This window comes from Listeria tempestatis (genome assembly GCF_963575625.1).
GTDB classification, from domain to species: domain Bacteria; phylum Bacillota; class Bacilli; order Lactobacillales; family Listeriaceae; genus Listeria; species Listeria tempestatis.
In genome coordinates this window covers 36474-56271 of sequence record NZ_CAUYTK010000011.1, presented here as the reverse complement: position 1 = coordinate 56271, position 19798 = coordinate 36474, and the positions used below count along the sequence as shown (strand labels likewise).

Sequence of the window (19798 nt, the reverse complement as noted above, 5' to 3'; positions counted from 1 at the left end):
AGAATGGCTAAAGTTAAAAACTACATGGTCCAAAATATCGGGATTGGAATCGGGATGCAAATATTATATCTTATTGTATCATTTGGGATTCGAACTATTTTCATCCAAATTTTGGGGAAAGAAATTTTAGGGTTGGATCGATTTTTCACAAATATTATTACACTAATTTCCTTTGCGGAGCTTGGTATAGGAGAAGCAATTATTTTTCAAATATATTCTCCTCTGGTAAAAAAGCAAAATCAAAAAGTGAGAGACTTTCTTCTTTTTTATCGCAAAATATATCGATATATTGGAAGTATAATTATTTTATTAGGTGTACTTCTCCTACCAATGATATGGAATTTATCATTGGTAGGAGTAGAAAATAATGTGAAAGTAGCTGTAATTTACTTGTTATATGTTGCTAATGCAGGAAGTAGTTACTTTTTCGTGTACCGAAAAGCACTATTTTTTGTTACTCAAAAAGAGTATATAAATGTGCTGTTTAAACAAGGTAGTTTTTGCGCTCAGTCTTTACTGCAAGGGATATATTTATACCAAACCCATGATTTAATCGGTTATTTAATTATTCAATTAGTTTGTATGCTTGTGTTTAATTGGATTCAATCCTACTATGCTTATAAAAATTATCCAGAATATTTAACAGGGGTCCCTGAAAAGTTAAAAGTATCGGAAATAAATTCAATTAAAAAAAACATGCAAGGAATAGTCCTTTATATGGCTGGAGGCTATCTTATTTCTGGAACAGAAAGTATCTTCATTACAACTTTCCTAGGTCTTGCTACAGCAGGTGTCTATGCAAATTATTCACTCATTATAAATGCAGTCGTGAGTATACTCGCTCGAGCGATGAGAGGGCTAATTGGTAGTATTGGGCAAATTACAGCGAAAGAGAATAAAGAGGCGGCATTTGAGCTTTTCAAAAAAATCTATAGAATAACCATTTTGGTGTATTTTTTAATTAGTCTAGGTCTTATTGTATTACTAAATCCATTTGTGAAAATTTGGCTTGGGCAGAATTATGTATTAGGACAACAAGTTGTTTTCATTATTGTATTACAATTTTTTATTACAGGGCTACAATACCCTTCGTATTTATTTCGAACAGCTCTTGGTCTATATAAAAAAGGGAAATGGTCACCAATTATTTTAATGGTAGTATACTCACTTGGTTCTTTGTTGCTTATACCTAAACTAGGACTAGTTGGGAGTGCGTTAAGTATTTCTATAGGAAGGTTAATGAGCACAACATGGGTAGATCCATTTCTTGCTTTTAGACTTTATTTCAAAAAAAATTATTTTCGCTTTATTATTAGACATTACACTATAATTGTTTGTTTTATAGGTTTGGAAGTCTTTTTATACTTTGTTTTTTATTAAGGGATACTAAACAAATTAAGGGTGAAATAGAAAAAACGAAAATTAAACTGATTCTATGCGAAACTTCTAATGTAGTTGATTTGATATGTTAGACAGTAATTCATTTTCGTTCGTGCCATGCATTTTGATCCATTCATATTAGTCTCCTACACAATAAAATGTGTAATTCATACAAAAAAACAAAAAAGTGCTTGGGGCTTATTTTTTAGGCATAGCAATGATTTCCTTGTTTTTATGAAATGAAATAGCCATAAAATATCCACAGATTTACATGAGAAGTCGTAGTATACTTAAAACATCATGCTGTAGTATTCTCGTTCACAAATGAAAAAGCGATAACGAAACCTTAGCCATTTAGCATGAGTGGCTCGTGAAGTTAGCGGAAACTAATTTTACGCAAGATGACCTTTAGTGAAATCACTAAAGGTTATTTTATATATATAGAAACAGCCACTTAAAAAATTAAGTGGCTGTTTCTATATGGTTCTATACAAGCTAAAGAGATTACTATTAGTATAGTGGAATTTTTCCGCTTTGTCTGTGGACAAAATAAGGCAAATGACAAATTTTAGTAATTTTAAATGGGTGTTTTACACATTGTAAACTCTTGTGTAGATAAAAAAGAAGCAAAATATCTCTTCTGCTTCTTTTTAAATCTTATTTTGCGTTCACAGGAATATAAATGGTAAATTTATCTTCGCGTAAATCTTCCAAGTTAAAGTTTCCAGCAAGATCATACTGTCCGCCTTGCATGACTTCTCCGTAAGTTTGACCGATAAAATTATCGATGGCAGTGCGTTCAGTTTCTTCAGTCACAAATTTTGCATAGTCGCCTTCAGGAATTTCAAAAGAAATTACACCATTGCCATCACCAGACTTCGCTACGATGTAGTTTTGTTTGCCGTCAATTGCAGCGTTAATCCCCACATAATTATTAGCATCATCCGCATACTTCTCAAATGCCGCCGTTTTAATTTCGCTCATTTTCCCAAAACCTTCTTGTGGATTAAAATTAGGAATTTCAACTTTTTCTCCAGAAAATACTTCTTTTTCTAAGTGTACAATTTCAAATGACATAACTTTTCCCTCCAAAAATAAATTTAATTTTGTTATGATGTAACTATAGCATGCTAATGTTGACAACTATCTGTCATCATTTAAAAAAGGAGTAAAAAAAATGAAAATTGAGCGGTTAATTGGCATCATTATGTTGCTTTTACAGCGTGAAATTGTTAGCGCAAATGAAATGGCAAAAATGTTTGAAGTATCAAAACGTACAATTTATCGTGACATGGAGACACTTTCTATGGCGAAAATTCCGATTTATACAATGCCAGGCGTGAACGGCGGAATTGGGATTATGCCAACATATAAAGTAGATAAACGGTTGCTTACAACAGAAGACTTAACGACAATTGTCACGAGTTTAAATGGATTTGAACAATTATTTTCTTCAACAGATATCAAACGAACGCTTTTAAAAATGAAAAATATGTTGAAGTCAGATAATGAAGTGGATGAACATCTTATTTCGCTTGATTTCTCAAATGTAACGACGAAAAAGGAGATTAATGAACACGTTGAGGAACTTCATTTGGCGATAAAAAAACACCAATATGTAGCGGTAACCTATAGCGACCGGGACGGGAATGAAACAAAGCGGAAAATAGAGCCTTATCATTTGTTGTTTCGAAATCGCTATTGGTATTTACAAGGGTATAGTATCGAACGAGAAGATTTCCGTACTTTTAAATTATCACGGATGATTCACCTTGAAACACTAGCAGAAACTTTCGTACCTCGGGAATTTGTGGTTAAACCCTTTAACCCGAAACCGCAATTTTCGTCATTTGAAATGGAAGAGGTGGAGTTGCTTCTTGACCGGGCTGGGCGCGAGCAAATTGTGGAGCGCGCAAATGTATTAGAAATAAAAGCTCTCGATGAAACCTATTTTCTCGCTAAAGTCATTTTACCAAATCATGAAGTTGGTTACCGTTTTCTTTTAAACTTAGGGATACATGCGGAAATAAAGAGTCAAAATGAATTTTATGATAACTTTATCTCTTATTTAGAAGCGATTCAACTGAAATACCAATAAAAATCCCCTATCAAAAATGTGATAGGGGATTTTTGGGTCTTTCAAGGAAGAATATATAAAATAGGTTTGGAACCTATGGCTTAGTTGATGTTTTTATTTTATCTTTTTAAAATGAAAAAATAATGAAAATAAAGGAAGAAATCATAAAAAAAATTACGGGTGAGTGGGGCTAAGCTAGGGAGGTTTAAGAAACTTTTATTTCGAATAAAAAACCACGCATTTTTCAAAATAGAAAAATGCGTGGTTATTTTCACTTAAAAATATAATTCTGGGCGGCGATCTTCGAAAATGGAAATCGATTGACGCGCCGCACTGATTTCAGCTAAATCAATGGTGCCATAAAAATTGTTTTCTGCGTCACCTGCCGCGAGAATAATTTCGCCATGTGGATTAATAATCATCGAATGACCGTTAAATTGATTGTTTGGGTCGCTCCCAACACGATTTACTGCCACGACAAACGCTTGGTTCTCAATTGCCCGGGCGATGAGCAGTTTTTCCCACTGGGAAATGCGCGCATCGGGCCACTGGGCAACCACAAAAATGACTTCTGCACCTCTTGACGTATGATGCCGCACCCATTCAGGAAAGCGAATATCATAACAGATGAAGCCAGCTGTTTTTATGCCACCTAACATGAACAAGTTGGCATCATTCCCGGGCTCCAAATAGAGATGTTCGTCCATTAACTTAAAAGGGTGGACTTTTTTATAAGAAGAAAGAAAGTCCCCATGGTTGTCAAACGCATACATAATATTGGTAAATTTCCCGTCTGTTTTTATGGCAACAGAGCCACCGATAATGGTAATATTTTGCTCTTTCGCAAGCTCTGATAAAAACTTTTTCGTCCTTTCGCCGTTACGGTCTGCGTACATTTCAAGTTCACTCAAACAATAGCCTGTATTCCACATTTCGGGTAAAACGGCAATCTCAGCACCGCTTCTTGCCGCCTCAGTTACCGCTTGCCGGACCCGTTTGAAATTCGCATCTGGATCCTTAAACGTTACGTCAATTTGGCAAAGCGCAAGCTTCCACATATTTTATTCCCCCAGTTTTCAGTCTTTCTTTAGTCGTCTTGCTAGGAAATTTCCAAGTGATTGCAAAGATTGTACGATGATAATCAAAATAATAATGGTCGCGTACATGATGGTTGGTTCGAAGCGCTGAAACCCGTATTGATAAGCAATAGTTCCAAGACCGCCCGCGCCAACTAAACCTGCCATCGCCGTGGCTCCAATTAGCCCAATTGTAGCGATTGTTAGACCGAGCACGATACCAGAACGCGCTTCCCGAAGCACCACATGTAAAATGATCTTTGTCGTAGAAATTCCCATCGCCTGATAGGCTTCAATAACGCCGCGGTCCACTTCTAGTAAGGCAGATTCCATTAGTCTCGCGATATACGGCGCTGTGAAAACAACAAGCGGCAAAATAACTCCCTTAACGCCAATTGTAGTGCCCACGACAAGTTTTGTAAATGGTAAAATTAAAAAAAGTAGAATAATAAATGGCAATGAGCGCAAAATATTAATAATCCAGTTTAAAATTGTGTAAGCTGTTTTATTTTCAGCTTGTCCATCTTTTCGTGTTAAAACGAGTAAAATACCAAGGGGTAGACCGACCAAAATAGAAATAACAAGTGTGATGCTTGTCATAGTAAGAGTTTCTAAAAATCCAGTCCAAAGCGTGTCGCCCCATTCATTAAAAAAATCAACCATTTTGTTGCACCTCCGAAACGACTACGCCTTGTTCACGTAAGTATTCAATTGCTTTGTTGTATTCAGTCGCATCACCTTTTAGATGAACTAAAAGTTTACCAAGCGTGTCATTTTTTAGGTGATCAATGCCGCCTGCCAAAATACTAGGTAGACAATCGAATTTCCGCGATACAAGCGCGAGAGCGGGCTCATCGGAACCTTCACCAATGAAATGGAGGGAAACCAGTTTGCCAGTTTGTTTATATTTTTCCAAAACATCAGCTGGAATTTCAAAACTCGCTTCCGAGCCAACAAAACGTTTGGTAGTGGCGTGTTTTGGCTTTGTGAACACATCTAAAACGGTACCTTCTTCTACAATTTGCCCGTTTTCCATTACGGCGACACGGTCGCATATGCGCTGGATAACATCTAGTTCATGTGTAATAAGGAAAATCGTAATACCTAGTTCGCGGTTAATTTTAAGAAGTAAATTTAAAATGGCTTCGGTTGTTTCTGGATCGAGCGCACTTGTTGCTTCATCGCTCAGTAAAATTTCAGGCTCATGGGCAAGAGCTCGTGCAATGGCGACACGCTGTTTTTGTCCGCCAGAAAGTTGGGCTGGGAAATTTTCTTTTTTATCCGTAAGCCCAACAATTTCCAAATATTTTTCAACACGCGCTGTAATTTCCTCGTTTTTTAAGCCTTCAAGTTTGAGCGGAAGCGCAATATTTTCATAAACAGTGGCCGTTTTAAGTAGATTGTATCCTTGGAAAATCATACCTATTTTACGTCTCGCTAAACGCAAGCTTTTAGTTGAAAGCTCTGCAAGATTGTCATTTGCGATATGAACCGTACCTTTTGTCGGCTGTTCTAAAAAATTAATACAACGGACAAGCGTACTTTTTCCGGCGCCGCTATAACCCACAACCCCGTAAATCTCACCTTTTTGGACGGAAAGCGAAACGTCCTTTACCGCCTGAACGATTCGCCCGTTAACATTAAAAGTCTTGCTAACATGTTCTAGTTTAATCATGATTACAACTCCCTAAAATGCAGGTACAACAGACCCTTTAAATTCTTTTTCAATGAAGCTTCTTAGTTCATCGGAATGGTAATATTTTTTTAGTGTGTCGACTACTTCATCGTCTTTGTTTTCAGTGCGTACAACGAACACATTTGGATACGGATTGTCTTTTGTTGGTTCATGGAAAATTGAATCGTCATTAATTGTAAGTCCAGCGCCCATTGCAAAATTGGTGTTAATGGCAGCGGCTTTTACTTCACCGAGTTGAGCTGGGATTTGTGAAGCTTCAAGTTCAATGATTTCTAAATCAAGCGGATTTTCCGCGATATCTTTTTTCGTTGCTTTTTCTTCCACGCCGTCTTTCAACTTAATGACACCAGCGTCTTCAAAAAGTTTTAAGCCGCGATACTCGTTCGAAGGATCATTTGGAACCGCAATTTTATCCCCCTTCTTAAGCTCTTTAATATCTTTAATGTCATCGGAGTAAATCCCCATTGGAAAAGCAACCGTCTTAAAGACTTGGTCGATTTTATAGCCCTTATCTTTTTTCTGTGCGTCTAAAAATGGAATGGTTTGGTAGTTATTCGCGTCTAAATCCCCATCATTTAGTGCAGTATTTGGCGTGTTGTAATCATCAAAGGTTTTAATGGTGATGTCAAGTCCGTCTTTTTTGGCTAATTTTTTCACTTCCTGCGCAATTTGTTGATGCGGGCCACCTGTTACGCCAATTGTAATTTTTTCCGTACTTAGCGCTTCGGATTTACCTCCGCCACAAGCAGAAAGTGCCAGTAATGCTACTCCAGTAAGTGCAATCAAAATACCTTTAGTTCTCTTTTTCATAAAAAATTCCTCCCCATATGTCTCTGAATTTAAATTTTTATAAACATTCTAGTTTGAGAGAAGGATACAACTGCCTTTAGAACATAAATAAAACCCCTCTACCATCAGAATAGAGAAGTTGAATGTCTTGCGTATTCGAACTCCTCTCATCTGCCAAAATGGCGATGCCATTTTGCTGGAATTAGCACCTTCACTTTAAAAAAGTTAGGTTGCCGGGCGTCATCGGGCCAGTCCCTCAGCCTCTCTCGATAAGAGAACTACATTATAAAAACTTGTTACGTAAAAATATACCGATTTTTATGACCGTTGTCAATGCTTTTTTAATGTTTTTTATTTCTAGACTAGACAAAATTGCAAGAAAACTTTAAGATATTTAACAATGAAACATAAAACGGGAGGCGTACGAAATGAGATTTTCTAAAAAGCTTGAAAACTTGCCAGAGCAGTTTTTTTCAAAGCTCGTACAAAATGTAAATCGCAAAATTGCAGAAGGGCATGATGTCATCAATTTGGGGCAAGGAAATCCTGATCAGCCTACGCCGCAAAATATCGTAGAAGCATTAAAAAATGCCGCAAGTGATGTGCAAAATCACAAGTATTCTTTGTTTCGCGGCAAGGCAGAACTGAAAAAGGCAGCTGCCGATTTTTATGAAAGAGAGTACGGAGTGTCTTTAGATCCTGAAAAAGAAGTGGCGATTTTATTTGGGACAAAAACAGGGCTTGTGGAGTTGCCAATGTGTCTTCTTGACCCAGGGGAGAAAATGCTTTTACCAGACCCAGGCTACCCAGATTACTTGTCCGGGGCGGTTTTAGCGGATGTCGTGTACAAGTTAATGCCTCTTTTGGAAGAAAATCAATTTCTACCAGATTATGCACAAATAGATGCGGAGACACGGTCTGATGCGAAGTTAATGTATTTAAATTATCCGAACAATCCAACGGGCGCTATCGCCACGGAAACGTTTTTCGAAGACACCGTTTCATTTGCTAAGGAAAACGAGATTGCAGTCGTGCACGATTTCGCTTACGGGGCTATCGGTTTTGGCGCTAAACCAATTAGTTTTCTCCAAACAAAAGGGGCAAAGGACGTCGGAATTGAGCTGTATACGCTATCCAAAACATACAATATGGCCGGCTGGCGAATTGGTTTTGCTGTCGGAAACGAAACAATGATTGAAGCCATCAATTTAATCCAAGATCATCTGTATGTGAGTCTTTTCCCTGCAATTCAGGACGCGGGGATTGAAGCGCTTAGTGGCTCTCAGGAAGCTGTCAGAAAGCAAAATGAGCGTTATGAAAGTCGGAGAAATGCCTTTTTAGACGCGTGTTCGGAAATTGGCTGGGAAGCGGTTATTCCAAGGGGTTCGTTTTTCGCCTGGATGAGAGTTCCTAATGGCTTTAATAGTACAAGTTTTACAGAGTATTTGCTTGAGCACGCTAATGTGGCGGTAGCGGACGGAAGTGGTTTTGGTGAGTGCGGCGAGGGCTACGTCCGAGTCGGTCTTCTCATGAATGAGGAGCGGCTAAGGGAAGCTGTGAATCGTGTTGGGCGATTAAATATTTTTCAAACGACAACGGTTAGTCTCTAAAAAGAGTTGACGATTTTTGGCAATCGTGGTTTAATGATGAAGTGCCCTTTTTATGGGGTTACTTGGTTCCGTGGTGTAGGGGTTAACATGCCTGCCTGTCACGCAGGAGATCGCGGGTTCAAATCCCGTCGGAACCGTTCAAATTTAAGAAGTTTGTAGATATTAATCTACAAACTTTTTTTATTACCCTGACAAACTGTTGTCAAAGCATGATGCTATACTAACGTTGAAAGGGAGGTAATAAAAAATGAACTATCAAATTAGCCGTTTTGAAGAATTAAAAGTAGCAGGAGAACGTATACATATTAGCAACAACGACCCTAATATGAGCGAGAGATTTACGGAACTTTGGCAAAAATTTTATCAAAACCATGCTACAATGGATATGAAAGAAAGAGTGTACGGGGTGTATTTTAATTTTGAAGGTGAACATGAAAATCCAGCTACGTTATCGTATGATGTACTAGCAGGTGTAGCTTCGAAAGATGGGGAAATAACAATCCAAAGTGGGAAGTATGCTCGTTTTGAAGCAGTCGGCAATCCGATGACTGTACCGGGGGAGCTTTGGCAGGAAATTTGGCAAACAGAATTGGAATGCACCTGTTTGACAGATTTTGAGTTGTATTATCCAAATCCAGATATCGAAAAAACGCGGATTGAAATTTATATTGGAATAAAATAATGGCCTTATTTTAAGAGAGAGGAGAAAGCGATTTATGCGTTTTAATCGAATGCTAGCTATTGTATTACTTTTAGTCAGTAAGCGGAAAGTAACCGTCCAAACTTTAGCGGATTTTTTTGAGGTATCAGAGCGCACTATTTATCGTGATTTAGAAGCGCTCGATTATGCAGGTATCCCCATCATTTCTACGCCAGGATTTAACGGTGGGATTAGCATAATGGAAAACTACTATCTGGATAAACAATTGTTTTCCTCCCTTGATTTTAAATCCGTGTTGCTTTCGCTTTATCGGTTAAATATTGAAAATGATAACGATAAAAAAGAGCTGATTGAAAAGCTACAATTGCTTTTTGATGCCGAGGAATTGCAACAAATTGAACAACACGCACATCAAGTTGTCGTAGATTTTTCATCTTGGCAAGGGACTAAAACGGATGACGCAAAATTTATGCAAATTCATGAAGCCACCAAAACCTACCAGCAAATCATTTTCACATACACGAAATTAGATGGTAATCAAAAAAAGCGCAAGCTGTTTCCTTATCAATTACTGTTTAAAAGTGGCCGCTGGTATTTAAAAGGGATCGAAGAAGGTGCCTCCAAATTGTTTCTCTTAGACCGAATGACACAAATTGAGTTTGGAGAGCCATTTATTCCAGATGCTACATACTATGAACGCGATTTTATTTGGAAAGAGCAAAATATAATTGAATTTGTATTACGAATTAATCGTTCGATTTTTCATATTTTTGAAAGTTGGCACCAAGTGGAAATTATAGAAGAGCATGAGGATTTTTTACGCTTGAAAATTATTGCTGAACATAATGCTTGGTTAGAAACGTTTATTTTAGGTCTTGGCAGTGCCTGCATTGTTGAGAGTCCAGAGTCATTACGTGCTCTAGTGTATACGCAAATTGTAAACATGTATGAAAATTATAAAGGAGATGGTGCGAATGGCAAGACCAGCAACTAAGGAAGATCTTATCCGAGCTTCAAATGAGAAGTACGAGCAACTCACGCATCTGTTAAATGAAGCGCCAGACGAAGTGAAAGAAGCCCCCTTTCAGTTTGATATTTCAAAGAAAAAAGAGGCCCACTGGGAAAGGGATAAAAATATTCGCGATGTTCTCATTCATTTATATGAATGGCAAAAATTATTATTAGATTGGGTAGAGGCCAATCTTAAGGGCGAGAAAAGGTCGTTTTTACTGGAAGGCTATAACTGGAAAAACTACGGTGCGATGAACATGGTTTTCTTTGAAAAGCATCAAAAAACATCATATCCGGTGGCTCTACGACTATTGCAGGAAAGCCATGGCCAAGTTATGCAACTTCTTGAGCAATTTTCTAATGATGAGTTGTTTAAAAAAGGGGTTTTTACTTGGAGCGGAGGGAGCACGTTAGGAAGTTACTTCATCTCGGCAACCGCAAGTCACTATGAGTGGGCGTTAAAAAAAATAAAAATGCACGACCGATATAAAAAGCAGTGATAAACGAATTGTTTGTCACCGTTTTTTTTTTGAGAAATAGTAGTTTGGAGTGTAACGGCTAAAAAGAACATTTAAAGCTAAAGAATTTATTAGAATGAAATTTCGTCTTTTTAAATGGCATGCTAGCTGTAATAATTCAGATAATTTCCGAGTTGTGCTATAATAGAATTGCGAACTTCTGTGTGTGTAGAAGTCCATAAGATTAGACGCCGTCGAAAACGTTCAGGGAGAAGAACTTTCGTACCGCAGTCTAAGTGATAAACAATTTTCAAAAGAGTGCCGGCAGAACCGGAAAAATCCAATTATGGGAGGACTGTTTGAAAAATGGCAGAAAAGAAAATTTTAGTAGTAGACGACGAAAAACCAATTGCAGACATTGTTAAATTTAATTTAAATAAAGAAGGTTTTGATGTATATTGTGCGTATGACGGGGACGAAGCAATTGAACTTGTTGAGGAAGTACAACCAGATTTAATATTGCTTGACATTATGCTTCCAGGACGTGACGGCATTGAGGTTTGCCGTGAAGTACGCAAAAAATATGATATGCCAATCATCATGGTTACAGCAAAAGATTCAGAAATCGATAAAGTGCTAGGCCTCGAGCTTGGCGCCGATGACTATGTAACGAAACCGTTTAGTAATCGTGAGCTTATTGCACGGGTTAAAGCCAATTTGCGCCGTCATAGCCAAATTAGTTCGCAATCCGCTGAAGAAGAAGAAAATAGCGAAATCGAAATTGGATCCCTCATCATCCATCCAGATGCATACGTGGCATCCAAACGCGGTGACACCATCGAGTTAACGCACCGCGAATTTGAGTTGCTTCACTATTTGGCGAAACACATGGGCCAAGTAATGACACGCGAACATTTGCTTCAAACTGTGTGGGGTTATGATTATTTTGGCGATGTCCGCACAGTTGACGTAACCGTAAGACGTCTCCGTGAAAAAATTGAAGACAATCCAAGCCACCCAGCCTGGCTCGTGACACGCCGCGGTGTTGGTTATTATTTACGAAACCCGGAACAGGAATAGGGCGGAATAAAGAGGCTAAGACAAAATTAAAAAAGAACTTAAAATCATTCAAAATCCATTTATTAAAATGGTTCTATTGCTTGATTTTGGTTCTTTTATTTTTCACTTGTTTGCTTGAAACTCATTTTTATCCCAGATTCTTTACTATATTTAAGTAACATTTTATTTAGTATACAAAAACGCTTAGGCAAGTACTTTTAACAGTTGTTTAGGATGAAAAATCAGGTTTTCAGGATATATTTTAATTTGTGAATAAGTTTCATGATATAATTATGTTGAAATACAAAACAACAAGAAAGGTGCGATGAATATGAAAAAAGAATTATTAGTGTTTGGTTTTTGGTTACTTTATTTATGGGATTTGGGGGCTTAGGTGCTTCAGCAAATGATGGTATAATAGATGAGTATCAAAATATTGAAACAGTTGGTGAGGAATTAGCCGCCTTCGACTTGAAAAGTCGAGGTATACAAGAAAAGGATGTTATTATGGCGAACGGAGAATTGGCAACCGTCGGCACTACACCTGTTATAGAGCCGAGTAATGGTTTGTTAAGAGCTAGTAACGGGAATTACAAAGCATATTGGTATACGGGAACATATAATTGCAGTTTTAAATTTACTGTGAAGAGTAATAAGATTACAAGAGTTTATGATAAATGGTACCGGATGTACGGGGTGTCTGTTAAGAGCAATAAGCTTAAGCTTGACAATAGTAAACAAGCAACATATTATTTTGAATTTGGCATGCCTATTTGGGATTTAGGAGGATGGAATGGGTGGCTACGAGCAAAAATTAATGGTAGTAATAAAATAGTGTATTCTATCAAATAAAGGTGAAGAGGTGTCTTAAATGGGTTTTACTGGTATTTTGATGGCATTATTTAGTCTAGGAATTACGGTTGCAATGTTTTACGGGATTTATAAATTGATTAAGAAATTGATTTGGGGATCAAGGTATTGGTAATAGTATATGGCACATCATTTGTAACTAACAAATGATGCACATTTTATGCATTATAATATACTTTGACTTGTTACAGGATAATAGGATTATAAAAGAATTAATTTATGGATAGTCGCATTAAGCACATCATTTGTAACTAATGATGTGTTTTTTTGTAAGCGTAAATTATGGTATAATACAAGAATTAAGAAGAAATGAATTGTCATTGATTAAAATAGAAATATCAATTTAACCCTGAACAGGAGTAGACGAGTTTTATGCATAAAATGAAATTTTTCCAATCGGTGCAATTCCGGTTGGTAATGATTTACTTGTTGCTTATTTTAGTTGCTATGCAAGTGATTGGCGCCTATTTTGTTCGCGAACTAGAGGGGCAGCTTGAAACGAATTTTCAAAACTCTATTAAAAATAGTATGTCTTTACTAGATTATAATGTGCGTGAGGAAATCTTGAAAAATGGAGATAATAGTGCGCAAATGCAAACCGATATTCGTGAACTTTTGGTCGATTATGCGCGAAACAATTCGAGTTTGCTCGAGGTGCGGATAGTGGATGAGCGTGGTAAAATTCTCGGGACGTCCAATATGGACAATCAGGGGATTGTAGGGCAAAAATCAACCACGCCTTTAGTCAAAAGAGCTTTATCACTTGGAACTTCGGAAGAAAAAATTTATATGGATGAGTCAAACGACAATAGGCGTGTTTGGGTCACGGTTTCTCCAATCAAAAATAAAAATACAGTGATTGGGGCTATTTATCTTGTCGCAAATATTGAGTCAGTCTATTCACAGGTGGACTCGATTACAAATATTTTTATTACCGGAACGCTGATTGCGATGGTCATAACCGCCGTTTTAGGTGTTCTCTTGTCGCGGACGATAACAAAGCCAATTATTGATATGAAGCGGCAAGCCTATGCCATGGCTAGAGGAAACTACACTCGAAAAGTAAAAGTATACGGACTTGATGAAATTGGTGAGCTTGCGCAAAGCTTTAACTCCCTAACAAAACGGGTCCAAGAAGCTCAAGCAATGACTGAAGGGGAAAGACGCAAATTGTCCTCCGTACTTTCGTATATGACAGATGGCGTTATCGCAACTGATCGCCGCGGAAAAGTCATTTTGATTAACTCACCAGCAGAAAAAATGCTTCGCGTTGCCCATGAAACTGCAAATGGTCAACCGCTAACCGAAGTGCTTGGCGTTCAAAATGAGTATAAATTTGAGGATTTAATGGAAATGACAGAGCCACTTACAATGGACCGCAGTACGACGGAGCGCTATATTCTCCGCGCCAATTTATCAGTTATTCAGCGTGAGACTGGTTTTGTAAATGGTGTAATTGCAGTTTTGCATGATATTACTGATCAAGAAAAAGTAGATCAAGAACGTCGCGACTTCGTATCAAATGTGTCACACGAACTTCGCACGCCTTTAACTAGTATGCATAGTTATCTTGAAGCACTTAGTGATGGGGCTTGGGAAGATAAAGAGGTTGCGCCGCATTTCCTCGAAGTGACGCAAAATGAAACAGAGCGAATGATTCGCCTCGTAAATGATCTTTTAAAACTGTCACGTATGGACGGTGGTAGGGAACAACTCGATAAAAGTTTCGTGAACTTTACAGACTTCTTTAATCATATTATTGACCGCTTTGAAATGATGAAAAAAGAAACCATCAAGTTTAAACGTTATATTCCGCGTACACCTGTCATTATCGAGATTGATGAAGACAAAGTGATGCAGGTGCTGGATAATATTATTTCTAATGCGAATAAATATTCTCCGGATGGCGGACAAATTTCATTCTTTTTGAAAAAGATGGATGACAAAATCGAAGTGAGTATTAGCGATGAGGGACTAGGAATTCCAGAAGAAGATTTAGACAAAGTATTTGATAGGTTCTTCCGGGTGGATAAAGCAAGATCCAGAGAAATGGGAGGAACAGGGTTAGGACTTGCCATTGCGCGCGAAGTAATTGAGGCGCATGGTGGTCGTATTTGGGCTGAGAGCAATAAGCGTAAAGGTACAACAGTCAAATTCACCTTGCCATATAGTGATTTGCCGGAGGATGATTGGGAATGAAGACAAATGCATTTATAAGAGGTACTATCCTTACAATACTCGTCATTTTTAGCATTGTGCTTAGCTATTTTATTTGGAAAGGTCAGCCAGATTATGAGACCATTGATGTGAAGGAAGTAGAAAAAACAACGATTGATAAACAAAAAACAGCCGCACAAGTTTTTCGCCCAATGCTGATTCAAGTCAATCAAAATGATACACATTTTCAAACGAACAACGGCACTTATGTGAATGGGCTAGCAGCAGATGGACGGAACTTTAGTTTTTCAGAGGTCGTTCTTTCAGGGAAAAAAAGAAGTGAGGAGTATGACCGCATTATTCATCAAAACGGAACGATTGAACTTATTTACCCGAATAACATCCCGTTCTCTATTTTTGCGCAAGTTTTCCAAGTCGAAGGAAAGAAACTTGATAGTGCCTCATTTAATCGAATCATATTCGACACAAATAAAACAGACACCGGTCTATACACGGTTTATTTTACAAATGACTATGAAGATACAATTTACCAAAGCTCGCTTCAAGAAAAAGATATTGAAAGTGTACAAAAAATAGTTGCAGAAGCAAATAAAGAAGATGTATTCGATGAAATTCCGGAAGTAAGACCTAGTAAACATTCCATCTTCCTTTCAAATGAACCAGTAAAAATGGATAGTGAGAAGTACATCATTGATTCCATGGATATCAATTTATTTACAAAAGCGCTTTTCCAAGATGTGGGTTCCGTTAAAAACGAAGGTAACTCGTATACAAATGGTTCAAGCAAAATTGTGCTTGATACAGCGAACAAAGTGTTAGAATATATTAACCCAGCTCAAGAAGTAACGACAAATACAGAAACAAACGCAACTCGAGATAGTCGTATTCAAGATAGTTTTAATTTTATTAATGAACATGCGGGTTGGTCAGATAACTACTACTATACGGGTTATTTTGCTCAGTCTGGAACTGTGGATTTTGGCTTATTTGTGAACAATCTACAGGTCTTAAATTCAGAAGGCATGTCGCAAATTTATGTGACGGAAGGGCAAGAGGCTGTATACAAATATAGCCGTCCATTTTTTAAATTAGATTATCCTATTCCGCGTGAAAGTGAAGAAATAACATTACCATCTTCAATGTCTGTTTATGAAAAACTGAAAGAAGACCCTAATATTGATATTCGCTCTTTGCAGATGATCACACTTGGCTATGAGATGTCATGGGCAGGCGATAACGGACTTAATCGTATTGTAGAACTAACACCAACCTGGATATTTAAATATAATGGGCAGTGGTTTGTTGCTGATATGAAGGAGAGTGAATAAAGTTGGATTGGAAAAAAACAGAAATTATTTTTATCATCGCCTTCTTATTACTCGATATTTTCTTAGTTGTCATGTTTTTAAATAAACAAGCCACAAATGATCCTGATAAGCTCGGCAATGACACACTTCAAGAACATTTAAAAACAGATAATATTAGTTATCCTAAACTATCTTCAAAACAAGTTATGGGAGAAATTTTTACGGCTGCTCAAGATGCATTTTCTGCGAAAGATATTGCGAGTTTAAAAGACCAAAATATTACGCTTGTGAATAATGCCAGCGAGATTACTTCCATATTAAAAACACCAATTCCCACTGACAAGCAAAAAGAAACGCCTGAACTTGCAAGCTTTGTTAGAGAAAAGGTATATAAGGGTTCTTCTTATAAATTTTGGAAATATGATAAAGAGGAAAATAGGCTCATTTACAATCAAGTAATTAAAGGAGATATGGTACTGTTTGATAGCGGCGGTCAACTTATTTTTAAATTGAATGGCGCAAATGAAGCGGTATCCTATACACAAACCTATCTTGGCAAACAAGATGATTTGCAGGAAAAATCCAATTTGATGTCTTCAATGGATGCCTTAGATGCCGTATACCAACATGGCGACTTAAAAACGGATAGTGAAGTTGTCAAAGCAACGTTTGGCTACTATACAACAGTAAAACTATCAAGTGGCAATGTATATTTCCCCGTTTGGTGTTTTGAGGTAAAACATAAAGATGAAACAACATATTTTTTAATTAATGCTAAGGATGAACAAGTTATCAATTTAAACGAATCACGCTCACAAGATGCAGAAACAGCATCGATGAAAGAATCTATTCGAATGATACCAAAATCGGTAGTTGATAACTAGAGGAAAACAAAATCAAGCCTAATATGGATTGATTTTGTTTTCTTTTATAAAAAATAAGGGTAAAATAATGATATGCCAAATGCTTGGGGGAAGAAATAAAATGATGAAAAGTCAACGGTTATCTGGAACTGATACAGCACAATTAAAGTTTAGCATTCTCGCAAGTGGGAGTTCTGGTAATGCAACACTTATTGAAACAGATGAAAAGAAAATATTAGTCGATTGTGGTTTAAGTGGCAAGAAAATGGAAGGTCTTTTTAAACAAATTGACCGAGATATTAGTGAAGTAGACGCGATTTTAGTCACGCATGAACACTCAGACCATATTAAAGGTTTAGGCGTTTTGGCGAGGAAATATAAACTGCCCATTTATGCGAATGAAAAAACTTGGCGAGCAATGGATAATATGATTGGTGAAATAAGCTTAGATCAGAAATTCCAATTTGATATGGAAACGGTAAAAGATTTTGGGCATTTACAAGTAGAATCATTTGGAGTCTCGCATGATGCGGCCGAGCCCATGTTTTACATATTTCATAACGGGAATAAAAAGTTTGTTATGATTACCGACACGGGATATGTGAGCGACCGAATGAAAGGGCATATTAAAAATGCGGATGCCTATTTATTTGAAAGTAATCATGATGTTGAAATGCTTCGAATGGGACGCTATCCGTGGAATGTGAAGCGCCGAATTTTAGGTGATGAGGGGCATGTTTCAAACGAAGATGCTGGAATCGCAATGAGTGAAGTCATTGGTGATAAAACGAAGCGAATTTATCTTGGACATTTGAGCAAAGATAATAATATGAAAGATTTAGCTAGAATGAGTGTGACACAAACGCTTGCAAGTGAAGGTATTGTGGTTGGAAATCAGATTGAATTATTTGATACTGATCCAGAAATTCCAACAAGCATTTTTACACTGTAAGGATAAACAGGGGCGTAAACTGCTAATTAGTACGTCTCTTTTTTTCTTAAAATTTTAAAGTAATTTCATGAATTTTTCATAATTCTCTTGTAAGATAAGTCTATAGATGAATTTTTATGTGGAAAGGGATGGTTAATTTTGGAAAACGAGAAAAATGAGTTTGACAAAAAAGTTGGCGATGACGCTAACCAAGCGCCAGAAACAACAAATGAGCAACAAACAGAAGAAACGTTACATACTCCGCACCAACAAGAGCCAGTTTCTAAACCGATTTCGGAAGGTGTAACTGACGAAGGGCAAGTTTTCGCGGGGGCGACGCGTGAACAAGCTGAAAGAAGCATGACGAATGCTTTTTTTGAAGAAGCTTCGGGTACTTCTGAAAAAAATAATGCTACTCCTCCAGTACCGCCGGCTATCCCACCAACACGCTCAAGCGGCGGTGATGACGGTAATGAGCCACCGAAGAAAAAAGGTGGCAAGCACTTTTTAGGTTATTTCTTAACGGGCTTAATTGGTGTTATTGTCGGTGGTCTTATTATCTTTTTTGTGGTAAGTGGTTTAGATGATACTTCTAATAACTCATCAACCAATTCAAGTTCAAATACTGGAAAAGTAGAAAAAGTTTCATATGAAAACACAACAAATATTACTAAAGCAGTAGAAAAAGTACAAGATGCTGTTGTGAGTGTTCTAAATTATCAAGCCGCAAGTTCGCTTGATGGTTCAACAACTTCTGAAGAGGAAGCATCTTCTGGCTCAGGTGTTGTTTATAAAAAGTCAAACGGCAAAGCATACGTGGTAACAAATAATCATGTAGTAGAAGGTGCAAATAAACTAGAGGTTACTTTCTCTAATGGGAAAAAATCATCAGCCAAGTTAATCGGAACTGACGAATGGAATGACCTTGCGGTACTAGAAATCAGCGATGAGAATGTGACAACTGTTGCTGAATTTGGCAATTCAGACTCCCTTAAAGTTGGAGAAACTGCCATCGCAATTGGTAGCCCACTAGGCACTGAGTTTTCTGGTTCTGTTACAGAAGGTATCATTTCCGGACTAAATCGTGCGGTTCCAGTTGATACAAATGGAGACGGTCAAGAAGACTGGGAAGCTGAAGTTATCCAAACTGATGCAGCAATTAATCCAGGTAATAGTGGTGGAGCTTTAATTAATTTAGAAGGTCAAGTAATTGGGATTAACTCTATGAAGATTTCCACAGAAAATGTGGAAGGAATTGGTTTTGCAATTCCAATTAACAGTGTTGAGCCTATTATTGAACAACTTGAAACAAAAGGTGAAGTTAGTCGTCCTTCACTAGGCGTAACACTTCGCGATGTGGATACCATTCCAGAACAACAACAAAAAAACATTTTGAAATTACCTGATGGTGTTGATTACGGGGCAATGGTCCAACAAGTAGTGAGTGGTTCTGCTGCAGATAAAGCTGGTTTGAAACAGTACGATGTAATTGTAGAAATGAACGGTAAAAAAGTAACTAACTCAATGACGTTGCGTCAAATTCTATACGGTAATGATGTTGAAATTGGTCAAAAAATGAATGTGAAATATTACCGTGATGGCAAAAAAGAATCAACAAATGTAACACTTGAATCAGCAACATCAACAAAACAATAAAAATTTAAAATGCGGCTTCTTGGAGCCGTATTTTTTTGTGGATAAGTTGTGGATTTCTAAAAGTCAAATAATCAATATTTAGGAGAGAACATATTTTCTTATACTAAATATAGGTTAGAGATGTGGATATGTGGATAAAATTTGTGGATAACCTGTTAGTAAACAGTGAATAAGCT

General features: G+C 37.3%; 18 protein-coding genes, 1 tRNA gene and 1 riboswitch. Of the genes, 14 read left to right on the top strand and 5 right to left on the bottom strand.

Annotated elements, in window-relative coordinates; all coding sequences use genetic code 11:
• Positions 1–3: 3 nt before the first annotated feature.
• Complete coding sequence (locus R8923_RS11970) at positions 4–1380, top strand: lipopolysaccharide biosynthesis protein (protein WP_485872987.1); 1377 nt, start codon at positions 4–6, stop codon at positions 1378–1380.
• A 657-nt stretch (positions 1381–2037) separates the two neighbouring features.
• Here R8923_RS11970 and R8923_RS11965 read toward each other — a convergent pair.
• Positions 2038–2457, bottom strand: coding sequence for an effector binding domain-containing protein (locus R8923_RS11965; protein WP_485872986.1), 420 nt, complete (start codon positions 2455–2457; stop codon positions 2038–2040).
• A gap of 100 nt (positions 2458–2557) precedes the next feature.
• Between R8923_RS11965 and R8923_RS11960 the strand changes: the two genes are divergently transcribed.
• The gene (locus tag R8923_RS11960; RefSeq protein WP_485872985.1) at positions 2558–3478 is read left to right on the top strand and encodes a helix-turn-helix transcriptional regulator; all 921 of its coding nucleotides are present in this window, start codon (positions 2558–2560) and stop codon (positions 3476–3478) included.
• A 254-nt stretch (positions 3479–3732) separates the two neighbouring features.
• Here the strand turns inward: R8923_RS11960 and R8923_RS11955 are convergent, their stop codons facing one another.
• The 4 genes from R8923_RS11955 to R8923_RS11940 are packed head-to-tail and all read right to left on the bottom strand — an operon-like array spanning position 3733 to position 7039.
• The gene (locus R8923_RS11955) at positions 3733–4515 is read right to left on the bottom strand and encodes a carbon-nitrogen family hydrolase (protein ID WP_485872984.1); all 783 of its coding nucleotides are present in this window, start codon (positions 4513–4515) and stop codon (positions 3733–3735) included.
• Between the two features lie 18 nt (positions 4516–4533).
• The gene (locus tag R8923_RS11950; RefSeq protein ID WP_485872983.1) at positions 4534–5196 is read right to left on the bottom strand and encodes a methionine ABC transporter permease; all 663 of its coding nucleotides are present in this window, start codon (positions 5194–5196) and stop codon (positions 4534–4536) included.
• Positions 5189–6208, bottom strand: coding sequence for a methionine ABC transporter ATP-binding protein (locus R8923_RS11945; RefSeq protein WP_485872982.1), 1020 nt, complete (start codon positions 6206–6208; stop codon positions 5189–5191). The genes R8923_RS11950 and R8923_RS11945 overlap by 8 nt, the downstream gene beginning before the upstream one ends.
• Positions 6209–6220: 12 nt before the next feature.
• Positions 6221–7039 (bottom strand): MetQ/NlpA family ABC transporter substrate-binding protein, encoded by an 819-nt coding sequence (locus R8923_RS11940; protein WP_485872981.1) that lies wholly within the window; start codon positions 7037–7039, stop codon positions 6221–6223.
• 143 nt (positions 7040–7182) lie between these two features.
• A riboswitch (SAM riboswitch) is annotated at positions 7183–7294 on the bottom strand.
• 152 nt (positions 7295–7446) lie between these two features.
• Here R8923_RS11940 and R8923_RS11935 point away from each other — a divergent pair.
• From R8923_RS11935 to R8923_RS11880, 12 genes are all read left to right on the top strand, one after another.
• Positions 7447–8628 carry an aminotransferase class I/II-fold pyridoxal phosphate-dependent enzyme gene (locus R8923_RS11935; RefSeq protein WP_485872980.1) on the top strand — a complete coding sequence of 394 codons (1182 nt, stop codon included), beginning with the start codon at positions 7447–7449 and terminating at the stop codon, positions 8626–8628.
• Between the two features lie 64 nt (positions 8629–8692).
• A tRNA-Asp gene (locus R8923_RS11930) sits at positions 8693–8765 on the top strand.
• A gap of 110 nt (positions 8766–8875) precedes the next feature.
• Positions 8876–9310, top strand: coding sequence for a GyrI-like domain-containing protein (locus R8923_RS11925; RefSeq protein ID WP_485872979.1), 435 nt, complete (start codon positions 8876–8878; stop codon positions 9308–9310).
• 34 nt (positions 9311–9344) lie between these two features.
• Positions 9345–10283, top strand: a complete 939-nt coding sequence (locus R8923_RS11920; RefSeq protein WP_485872978.1) for a helix-turn-helix transcriptional regulator — start codon at positions 9345–9347, stop codon at positions 10281–10283.
• Positions 10264–10800, top strand: a complete 537-nt coding sequence (locus R8923_RS11915; RefSeq protein WP_485872977.1) for a ClbS/DfsB family four-helix bundle protein — start codon at positions 10264–10266, stop codon at positions 10798–10800. The genes R8923_RS11920 and R8923_RS11915 overlap by 20 nt, the downstream gene beginning before the upstream one ends.
• A 324-nt stretch (positions 10801–11124) precedes the next feature.
• Positions 11125–11838, top strand: coding sequence for a response regulator YycF (gene yycF / locus R8923_RS11910; RefSeq protein WP_485872976.1), 714 nt, complete (start codon positions 11125–11127; stop codon positions 11836–11838).
• A gap of 339 nt (positions 11839–12177) precedes the next feature.
• Entirely contained in the window at positions 12178–12669 is a 492-nt protein-coding gene (locus R8923_RS11905; protein WP_485872975.1) for a DUF5626 family protein, read from the top strand.
• A gap of 390 nt (positions 12670–13059) precedes the next feature.
• The gene (gene walK / locus R8923_RS11900) at positions 13060–14886 is read left to right on the top strand and encodes a cell wall metabolism sensor histidine kinase WalK (protein WP_485872974.1); all 1827 of its coding nucleotides are present in this window, start codon (positions 13060–13062) and stop codon (positions 14884–14886) included.
• Positions 14883–16193 (top strand): YycH family regulatory protein, encoded by a 1311-nt coding sequence (locus tag R8923_RS11895; RefSeq protein ID WP_485872973.1) that lies wholly within the window; start codon positions 14883–14885, stop codon positions 16191–16193. Before walK ends, R8923_RS11895 begins: the two co-directional genes overlap by 4 nt.
• A gap of 2 nt (positions 16194–16195) precedes the next feature.
• Positions 16196–17056: a two-component system regulatory protein YycI gene (locus R8923_RS11890; RefSeq protein WP_485872972.1), complete on the top strand. Its 861-nt coding sequence runs from the start codon at positions 16196–16198 to the stop codon at positions 17054–17056.
• A gap of 100 nt (positions 17057–17156) precedes the next feature.
• Positions 17157–17987 (top strand): MBL fold metallo-hydrolase, encoded by an 831-nt coding sequence (locus tag R8923_RS11885; RefSeq protein ID WP_485872971.1) that lies wholly within the window; start codon positions 17157–17159, stop codon positions 17985–17987.
• Between the two features lie 138 nt (positions 17988–18125).
• Complete coding sequence (locus tag R8923_RS11880) at positions 18126–19622, top strand: S1C family serine protease (protein ID WP_485872970.1); 1497 nt, start codon at positions 18126–18128, stop codon at positions 19620–19622.
• The last annotated feature ends 176 nt before the right edge of the window (positions 19623–19798 follow it).

Excerpts from the sequence above, each read along its gene's own strand:
- R8923_RS11945 (WP_485872982.1), bottom strand. The coding sequence starts at position 6,208 with ATGATTAAACTAGAACATGTTAGCAAGACTTTTAATGTTAACGGGCGA.
- R8923_RS11935 (WP_485872980.1), top strand. The coding sequence starts at position 7,447 with ATGAGATTTTCTAAAAAGCTTGAAAACTTGCCAGAGCAGTTTTTTTCA.
- R8923_RS11970 (WP_485872987.1), top strand. The coding sequence starts at position 4 with ATGGCTAAAGTTAAAAACTACATGGTCCAAAATATCGGGATTGGAATC.
- R8923_RS11955 (WP_485872984.1), bottom strand. The coding sequence starts at position 4,515 with ATGTGGAAGCTTGCGCTTTGCCAAATTGACGTAACGTTTAAGGATCCA.
- R8923_RS11950 (WP_485872983.1), bottom strand. The coding sequence starts at position 5,196 with ATGGTTGATTTTTTTAATGAATGGGGCGACACGCTTTGGACTGGATTT.
- R8923_RS11965 (WP_485872986.1), bottom strand. The coding sequence starts at position 2,457 with ATGTCATTTGAAATTGTACACTTAGAAAAAGAAGTATTTTCTGGAGAA.
- R8923_RS11920 (WP_485872978.1), top strand. The coding sequence starts at position 9,345 with ATGCGTTTTAATCGAATGCTAGCTATTGTATTACTTTTAGTCAGTAAG.
- R8923_RS11960 (WP_485872985.1), top strand. The coding sequence starts at position 2,558 with ATGAAAATTGAGCGGTTAATTGGCATCATTATGTTGCTTTTACAGCGT.
- R8923_RS11925 (WP_485872979.1), top strand. The coding sequence starts at position 8,876 with ATGAACTATCAAATTAGCCGTTTTGAAGAATTAAAAGTAGCAGGAGAA.
- R8923_RS11940 (WP_485872981.1), bottom strand. The coding sequence starts at position 7,039 with ATGAAAAAGAGAACTAAAGGTATTTTGATTGCACTTACTGGAGTAGCA.
- R8923_RS11895 (WP_485872973.1), top strand. The coding sequence starts at position 14,883 with ATGAAGACAAATGCATTTATAAGAGGTACTATCCTTACAATACTCGTC.
- R8923_RS11885 (WP_485872971.1), top strand. The coding sequence starts at position 17,157 with ATGATGAAAAGTCAACGGTTATCTGGAACTGATACAGCACAATTAAAG.
- yycF (WP_485872976.1), top strand. The coding sequence starts at position 11,125 with ATGGCAGAAAAGAAAATTTTAGTAGTAGACGACGAAAAACCAATTGCA.
- R8923_RS11915 (WP_485872977.1), top strand. The coding sequence starts at position 10,264 with ATGGCAAGACCAGCAACTAAGGAAGATCTTATCCGAGCTTCAAATGAG.
- walK (WP_485872974.1), top strand. The coding sequence starts at position 13,060 with ATGCATAAAATGAAATTTTTCCAATCGGTGCAATTCCGGTTGGTAATG.